General features: G+C 63.8%; 8 protein-coding genes. 6 read left to right on the forward strand and 2 right to left on the reverse strand.

What is annotated here, in order from left to right; translation table 11 throughout:
• Positions 1-226: 226 nt before the first annotated feature.
• Positions 227-2,506, reverse strand: coding sequence for an ATP-dependent Clp protease ATP-binding subunit ClpA (gene clpA, locus QMX78_RS18620; protein ID WP_282272344.1), 2,280 nt, complete (start codon positions 2,504-2,506; stop codon positions 227-229).
• Positions 2,507-2,829: 323 nt separating this feature from the next.
• Positions 2,830-3,150, reverse strand: a complete 321-nt coding sequence (gene clpS / locus QMX78_RS18625; protein ID WP_282272346.1) for an ATP-dependent Clp protease adapter ClpS — start codon at positions 3,148-3,150, stop codon at positions 2,830-2,832.
• Positions 3,151-3,254: 104 nt separating this feature from the next.
• On the opposite strand from clpS, the gene QMX78_RS18630 reads away from it, so the two are divergent.
• The 6 genes from QMX78_RS18630 (at position 3,255) to QMX78_RS18655 (ending at position 7,586) form a co-directional block, all read left to right on the forward strand.
• Positions 3,255-3,731 carry a hypothetical protein gene (locus tag QMX78_RS18630; protein ID WP_282272348.1) on the forward strand — a complete coding sequence of 159 codons (477 nt, stop codon included), beginning with the start codon at positions 3,255-3,257 and terminating at the stop codon, positions 3,729-3,731.
• A 2-nt stretch (positions 3,732-3,733) separates the two neighbouring features.
• Positions 3,734-4,198, forward strand: a complete 465-nt coding sequence (locus QMX78_RS18635; RefSeq protein WP_282272349.1) for an NUDIX hydrolase — start codon at positions 3,734-3,736, stop codon at positions 4,196-4,198.
• Positions 4,195-5,316 carry a tRNA 2-thiouridine(34) synthase MnmA gene (gene mnmA / locus QMX78_RS18640; protein ID WP_282272350.1) on the forward strand — a complete coding sequence of 374 codons (1,122 nt, stop codon included), beginning with the start codon at positions 4,195-4,197 and terminating at the stop codon, positions 5,314-5,316. The genes QMX78_RS18635 and mnmA overlap by 4 nt, the downstream gene beginning before the upstream one ends.
• A gap of 9 nt (positions 5,317-5,325) precedes the next feature.
• A complete protein-coding gene (gene hflD / locus QMX78_RS18645) occupies positions 5,326-5,940 on the forward strand; it encodes a high frequency lysogenization protein HflD (protein ID WP_282272354.1) in 615 nt (204 codons plus the stop codon).
• Positions 5,941-6,066: 126 nt separating this feature from the next.
• A complete protein-coding gene (locus QMX78_RS18650; RefSeq protein ID WP_282272356.1) occupies positions 6,067-7,257 on the forward strand; it encodes a methyl-accepting chemotaxis protein in 1,191 nt (396 codons plus the stop codon).
• Between the two features lie 77 nt (positions 7,258-7,334).
• Positions 7,335-7,586: a hypothetical protein gene (locus QMX78_RS18655; RefSeq protein WP_282272358.1), complete on the forward strand. Its 252-nt coding sequence runs from the start codon at positions 7,335-7,337 to the stop codon at positions 7,584-7,586.
• The last annotated feature ends 335 nt before the right edge of the window (positions 7,587-7,921 follow it).

Below are 7,921 nucleotides of genomic sequence, written 5' to 3' on the forward strand. Positions count from 1 at the left end.
GTGCCGAGCCATGCTCGGCAGGAGCGTTCCCGGCAATGCCCCATGCCGAGCATGCTCGGCACTACAGAGGCAACGAAGCCCCCCTCCCCAGCCCTCCCCTGCGCCTTCGGCACAAGGGAGGGGGCATGGAGCAAAAAACAAAAACCCCGCATCGTTGGATGCGGGGTTTTGTTTGCGCCGACACAATCCTGGCTTCGCGGCTTACGCCGTTCCCACAGGAGCTGGCTTACACCGTCGCCGGCAACAGATGCTCCGGCTCGGACTCGGTTTCCACGAACAGCTCGCCGTCGCGGACGTCGATGCTGACCTTGCCACCGTTCAACAGCTTGCCGAACAGCAGTTCGTCGGCCAGCGGGCGCTTCACCTTGTCCTGGATCACCCGGTACATCGGACGCGCACCCATGTCGGCGTCGAAGCCGTGATGGGCCAGCCATTCGCGGGCAGCCGGGGTGGCCGACAACGAAACGTGCTTGTCCTGCAGCAACATTTCCAGTTCGATCAGGAACTTGTCCACGACCCGCAGGATGTGCTCGAAGCCCAGCGGCTGGAACTGCACCACGGCATCCAGGCGGTTGCGGAACTCCGGGGTGAAGCTCTTGCGGATCACTTCCATCGCATCGGTTGCATGGTTCTGCTTGGTGAAGCCGATCGAGCGACGCGCTGCCTGGGTAGCACCAGCATTGGTGGTCATCACCAAGACCACATTCTTGAAGTTGGCTTCGCGACCGTTGGTATCGGTGAGCACGCCACGATCCATGACCTGTAACAGGATGTTGAAGATGTCCGGATGCGCCTTTTCCACCTCGTCGAGCAGCAGCACGCAGTGCGGCGTCTTGACGATTTTCTCGGTCAGCAGGCCGCCCTGGTCGAAGCCGACATAGCCCGGAGGCGCACCGATCAGGCGGCTGACCGAATGCGGCTCCATGTACTCGGACATGTCAAAGCGCACCAGCTCGATACCCAGCTGCAATGCCAACTGACGGGTCACCTCGGTCTTGCCGACGCCGGTGGGGCCGGCGAACAGGAAGTTGCCGATCGGCTTGTCCGGACTGGCGAGGCCGGAACGTGACAGCTTGATCGCCGAAGCCAGCGATTCGATGCCCTGGTCCTGGCCAAAGATCACCATCTTCAGGTTGCGCTCCAGATGCTGCAGCACATCCTTGTCGGTCGCCGTGACCTGCTTGGCCGGAATCCGCGCCATCTTGGCGACGATGGCTTCGATTTCCTCGATGTCGATGCGCTCCTTGCGCTGGCCTTCCGGCAACAGGCGCTGGCGCGCACCGGCCTCGTCGATCACGTCGATGGCCTTGTCCGGCAACAGGCGATCCGCAATGTGCTTGACCGACAGGTCCACCGCCGCCTGCAATGCGTCGTCGGCATAGGTCACACTGTGGTGCGCCTCGTATTTCGGCCGCAGGCCCTTGAGGATCTCGAAGGTCTCGCCGATGGTCGGCTCGACGATGTCGATCTTCTGGAAGCGCCGCGCCAGGGCACGATCCTTCTCGAAGATGCCGCGGTATTCCTGGAACGTGGTCGAACCGATGCAGCGCAGCTCACCCGAGGCCAGCGCCGGCTTGATCAGGTTGGATGCATCCATGGTGCCACCCGACGCCGAACCGGCACCGATGATGGTGTGGATTTCGTCGATGAACAGCACCGAATTGGGAATCTTCTTCAGCGCGGTGATCACGCCCTTCAGGCGCTTCTCGAAGTCGCCGCGGTACTTGGTGCCAGCCACCAGCGCCCCCAGGTCCAGCGAATAGATCACCGCATCGGCGAGCACGTCCGGCACCTCACCATCGACGATGCGCTTGGCCAGGCCTTCGGCGATGGCGGTCTTGCCGACGCCGGCCTCGCCGACATACAGCGGGTTGTTCTTGCGGCGGCGGCACAGCACCTGGATGGTGCGCTCGATCTCGTCGCGGCGCCCAACCAGCGGATCGATCCGCCCAGCCTTGGCCTGTTCGTTGAGGTTGCTGGCGAACTCGGCCAGGGAATCGCCCTTGCCTTCACCCTCACCACCCTCAGCCCTGCCCTCACCTTCCAGCGGGGAAGAAATTTCCGGGTCATCGCCACTCTTGCCCACACCGTGGGACAGGTAATTGACCACATCCAGGCGCGTCACGTCCTGCTGGTTGAGGTAATAGACCGCGTGCGATTCCTTCTCGCCGAAGATGGCGACCAGCACATTGGCACCGGTGACCTCCTTCTTGCCGGAGGACTGTACGTGGTACACGGCCCGCTGCAGCACCCGCTGGAAGCCCAGGGTCGGCTGGGTATCACGGCCGTCATCCTCGGCCAGCAACGAGACCGAGGCATTGATCGCCTTCTCCAGCTCGCGCCCCAGACGCTCCAGGTCTGCGCCGCAGGCCTTGAGAACCGCCTGCGCCGAAGCATTCTCCAACAACGCCAACAGTAGATGTTCAACCGTCATGTACTCATGACGGGCTTCTCGGGCGCGCTTGTAGCACTGACCAATGGTCTGCTCGAGGTCTTTACTGAACATAAGGCACTCCGGTTGCGGTTGGAGACAATATGCGGCCTGACGACGATTTTTCCAGCACCGCAATGACGAAGATGTAGACGCCGGGCCGGCAGGCGCGGCAAATCGCCCGCCCCCGTGAATCCTGCATTCATTTTCGACGCAGGAACAGGGGCTTGGAACCGGATTGTGTGCGTCGTGCGAAACGCATCGTTCCGCCAGCCCGGACGCATGCACCCGGGCACACCGGCAGTTCTACAGCGGGCAAGTGACCGCTGCGCCGCCGATGCTGACAACCATGCCACATGGGCAGAAAGGCGGGCGCAGAATCGGCGCCCAAGGCAGGCTCAGGCCCGCTCCATCGTGCACATCAGCGGGTGCTGGTTCATGCGCGAGAACTCGTTGACCTGCGCGACCTTGGTCTCGGCGACTTCACGGGTATACACACCGCAGATGCCACGGCCGCGGGTATGGACGTGCAGCATCACCTGGGTGGCCTTGTCCATGTCCATCGAGAAAAAACTCTGCAGGACGGTCACCACGAAGTCCATCGGGGTGTAATCGTCGTTCAGCAGCATCACCTGGTACTGCGGCGGGGGCGCAACCTCGGGCTTGCCGGGAGCTACCAGCAGGCCGTGTTCGCTGTCGTGTTGGGTCTTCTGGGACATCTGGCGATTATAGCCGTTCCAGTTGGCTGTCTTTTGACCATTGGACGTCTGCCCCCTCGCCCCCGCACAATTTACCGGCTAACCATCCATTCCTTGGGGAAAACATGAAGAAGTCCGTACTCAGTATCGCCCTGCTGACCTTGGCCACCGCCGCCGCTGGAAGCGCTTTTGCCGGCGAACCGGACCGTGCGGTCGGTCGCCTGCTTGATACTCTCGAGTACAAGTACGAGGTAGACAGCGATGGTGACTACCAGCTGGTCTTTGAAATGGACGACGACCGTACCCAGCTGGTGTTCGTGCGCTCCAACGTCGAAACCTATGGCAGCCACCACGTGCGCGAAATCTGGTCGCCGGGCTACAAGTCCGAAGGTCCGCAGTTCCCGGCACTGGTCGCCAACCGCCTGCTGGAGGATTCCAACGACTCCAAGCTCGGCGGCTGGGTCAAGCAGGGCGACGTGGCCATGTTCGTGGTGAAGATTGACGCCGATGCCAGCGCGGAGGTGATTTCCGACGCCATCGACGCCGCCGCCAAGAGCGCCGATGCGATCGAGCTGGAAATGACGTCCAAGGACGAGTACTGAGCGTGAATGCATTGCAGTCCCAGCGATGGGCGCCACATGTGACCGTGGCTACCGTGGTCTCCCGCGCAGGGCAACTGCTGCTGGTGGAAGAAGAAAAGAACGGCCGGCGGGTATTGAACCAGCCGGCCGGCCATCTCGAGCCAGGCGAAAGCCTGCTCGAGGCGGCCGTGCGTGAAACCCGCGAAGAGACCGGTTGGGACGTGCACCTGACCGGCTTCATCGGCAGTTATCAGTGGACGGCCGCCGACGGCACGCCGTTCCTGCGCTTTGCCTTCTCCGCCGAGCCGCTGCAGCACCACCCGCAGCAGGCGCTGGACACTGGCATCGTGCAGGCACTGTGGATGAGCCCGGTAGCCCTGCAGGCCGATATGGCGCGGCTGCGCAGCCCGCTGGTCTGGCATACGATTTCCGACTGGCTGGCCGGGCAGCGCTACCCGCTTTCGATCGTGCGACAGGTGGCACCGTGAGCAATCCCAACATCGTGGTGGGCGTCTCCGGCGGCGTGGACTCGTCGGTGGCAGCACTTACCCTGGTCCAGCAAGGCCTGGATGTCGCCGGTCTGTTCATGCAGAACTGGGCCGACGATGGCAGCGGCCATTGCCGTGCCGAGGATGATCGCCGCGACGCCGTGGCGGTCTGCGGCCGGCTCGACATTCCGTTCCACTTCCGCGATTTCTCCAGCGAATATTGGCAGGGTGTGTTCGAGCATTTCCTGGCCGAATATGCGGCTGGCCGCACGCCCAACCCGGACGTGCTGTGCAACCGCGAGGTCAAGTTCAAGCACTTCCTGGACGCCGCGCGCGAGCTGGGTGCCGAGCGCATCGCCACCGGCCACTACGCCCAGGCCGACCACTCCGGCGGCCGCTGGCGCCTGCTGCGCGGTGCCGATCGTGGCAAGGACCAGAGCTATTTCCTGCACCAATTGGGCCAGACCCAGCTGGCAGCCACCCTGTTCCCGATCGGGCACATGGAGAAGAGCGAGCTGCGCCGCATCGCCCGTGACGCCGGCCTGCCCACCCATGCCAAGAAGGATTCGACGGGTATCTGCTTCATCGGCGAACGCGATTTCCGCGAATTCCTTGGCCAGTACCTGCCGGCCCGCGAGGGCGAGATCCACGACCCCGACGGCCAGCTGATCGCCCGCCACCCCGGCGTGTTCTATTTCACGCTTGGCCAGCGCGAAGGCCTGAACATCGGCGGCGTTCGTGGGCGCCCGGCAGCACCATGGTTCGTGGTCGGCAAGGACGTGGCCCGCAACATCCTATATGTCGACCAGGGCCATGACAGCCCCTGGTTGCAGTCCAACTGGCTGCGCAGCGAAACCATGCACTGGATTGCCGGGACCCCACCCGCCCGTGAATTCGAATGCACCGCGCAGACCCGCTACCGCCAACCGGACGAAGCCTGCACCGTGAAGGTGCGTGATGACGGTACGCTGGACGTGCATTTCGCACGCCCGCAACGCGCCGTCACCCCCGGCCAGTCGCTGGTGTTGTATGACGGCATGGAATGCCTGGGCGGCGCGGTGATCGCCGCCACCGATGCACCGCTGGAGCGCCGCTTGGCAGCCCCTGTTTCCCCTTGAGAGATAACCATGACCTTTTCCATCGATGACCGCGTACTTGCCCTGGCTGGCATTGCCCAGGCCTTGCAGCAGGTCCGCCGCATCGCAGAAACCGGCCATTCGGAGAGCGCCGTGGTGCGCACCGCAATGGACAGCGTAATGCGTATTGATGCCAGCTCGCCCGCTGCCGTGTATGGCAGTGCCAGCCAGGTGGAACCCGGTCTGCGCCTGCTGCGCGACTACTTCCGCAACCAGGGCAAGGACGACCTGCTGCCGCGGCTCGCGCTGTCGGTGATGCAGCTGGAACGTCGCTTCGTGCGTGAAGGCGCCACGGTCGACAAGGTGGAAGCCGGCATCGAGCGCGCCGCTGGCATTGCCCGCGAGCGCGGCGACAGCTGCCACCCGGACGTACTGAGCGCGATGGGCGCGCTGTATGCGGACACCATCAGCCAGCTCAAGCCGAAGATCATGGTGCAGGGCAACCCGCATTACCTGGGCCAGGCGATGGTGGTGTCGGAGATCCGGGCGCTGCTGCTGGCAGCGGTACGCTCGGCGGTGCTGTGGCGCCAGCTTGGCGGCGCTTACTGGGATTTCCTGTTCTCGCGCAAGGCCATGCTCGAAGCCATCGAGCGCCGTCTGCGCTGATTTTCAAGGCCCGCAATCGCATGGGTTGCGGGCCTGCATCGCAAAACCTCCCGGGATTCACCTCTGTGGGCTAAAGACACCCTGCCCACTGCCGATACTGCATTCGTGACTCTCCCGAGAACGTCCATGTATTCACGTATTGCAATCCGTTTGGCAGCCCCGCTTGTCCTCACCCTTCTGGTTGTGGTCGCTGCCGCCCTGTCCTGGCCCTCTGCGGCCCTGTGGGCGATCCTGACCACCATGGTGCTGAGCTGGCTGGTGTTTGCCTGGTGGAGCGTGCATTCGCAAAGCCAGCGCTCACCCGAGCACGCCAAGGTACTGAAAGAGCAGGACCAGCTGCTCAACGAACTGCGCAGCTTTGTCAGCAACGAAATCGATGGTTCGCGCAGCGAGATCGAGCGCGCACGCGAGCTGATCCGGCAGGCCGTCGGCGGCCTGGGCGGCAGCTTCGATGCGATGAGCCGCAAGTCGCGCCAGCAGAGCCAGGCATTGGCCCGCATCGTTGACCGCGCCGGTGATGAAGGTGGCGGCGGTGTCGACGTGGCCCGCTTCGCCCAGAATGCCAGCCACCAGATGGAACAGCTGGTGGAAGCACTTGAGCAGGTCAGCGGCCAGAGCAGCAACACCGTGCAGCACATCGACCAGATGGCGCAGCACCTGGATGGCATCTTCGCCCTGCTGGAAGACGTCAAGTCGATCGCCGACCAGACCAACCTGCTGGCCTTGAATGCCGCCATCGAAGCCGCACGTGCCGGTGAAGCCGGTCGTGGCTTCGCCGTGGTGGCCGACGAGGTGCGCAATCTGTCCGAGCGCTCCACCACCTTCAACGAGCAGATCCGCAAGCTTGCCCACAGCTCCAAGGACGCGATCGCCAAGGTGCGTGAAACCGTCACCCACATGGCCTCACGCGACATGGACCGGTCCCGCGAAGCCCGCCACGAAGCGGCATCGATGCTGGACAGCGTTGCCGCCATCAACGCCTCGCTGGGTGATGGCATGCGCGAGATCTCCGAATGCGGCCGTGCCATCGACGGCAGCGTCGCCGAAGCCGTGCGCGCCCTGCAATTCGAGGACATCGCCACCCAGGCCCTGGGCGGCGTGCACACCCATCTTGACCGCCTTGGCGCGATCAACCGCGAAGCCGTGGCGCTGCAGGAACTACTGCATCGCAATGGCGGCGTCTTCGATGGCGAGATGGTCAGCGCGCTGCAGCGCACCGGCAACCGCCTGCGCGAAATGCGCGTGGAATGGGAACGCCCGCCGCACAAGCCGGTGTCCCAGCAGAGCATGGGCGCAGGCACGGTGGAGCTGTTCTGATTTCGCACTGCTCCATCCCTGTACCCGAGCCCCGGCCCTTGGCCGGGGCTTTGCTGTTGCTGCAACCGCACTGATATATGCTGACATCCCGCTCCACCTCCAGCAGCAACGCCGAGCCAGCATCGCAGGCTGATGACGCCATGCTTCCATCACCTACCGCCAGCGGCACCCCGCTGAGCCGACGCGAACAACTCGCGCGGCTTGAACAGCGTGCACAGCAGGAGCTGCTGGAACTGCGTGCACTGCGCGATCAAGACACACCCCCTGGTCGGTCAGAAGATACCGATTGGCTCGCGAGCAGCATCGACTGGGACCTGTCCGTTCCCTGAGGCACCACCCCGGCCGGTCAACATGCGTGCACGCACAATTCCTTTTGTGGGAGCGGCGTAAGCCGCGAAACACGCATAGCATCGGATCAAGGCCTGCCAGCATCGCCAGCCTCGCGGCTTACGCCGCTCCCACATCCGACGATGAAATTTGCTCGGTCAGTGCAGAAGCAGTGGAGAATTGATGGCCTGCAGCCGTTGCCGGGTCACATATCCTCGCGCACCGCAGCTATCTTTGTAGGAGCGGCGTAAGCCGCGAAGCACGCATACGATCCGATCGAGACCTGCCAGCAACACCGGCTTAGCCGGGTAACCCCCCCCCCCCCCCCCACGTCAAA

Source organism: Stenotrophomonas sp. PS02298, from assembly GCF_029959445.1.
Classification (GTDB): Bacteria; Pseudomonadota; Gammaproteobacteria; order Xanthomonadales; family Xanthomonadaceae; genus Stenotrophomonas.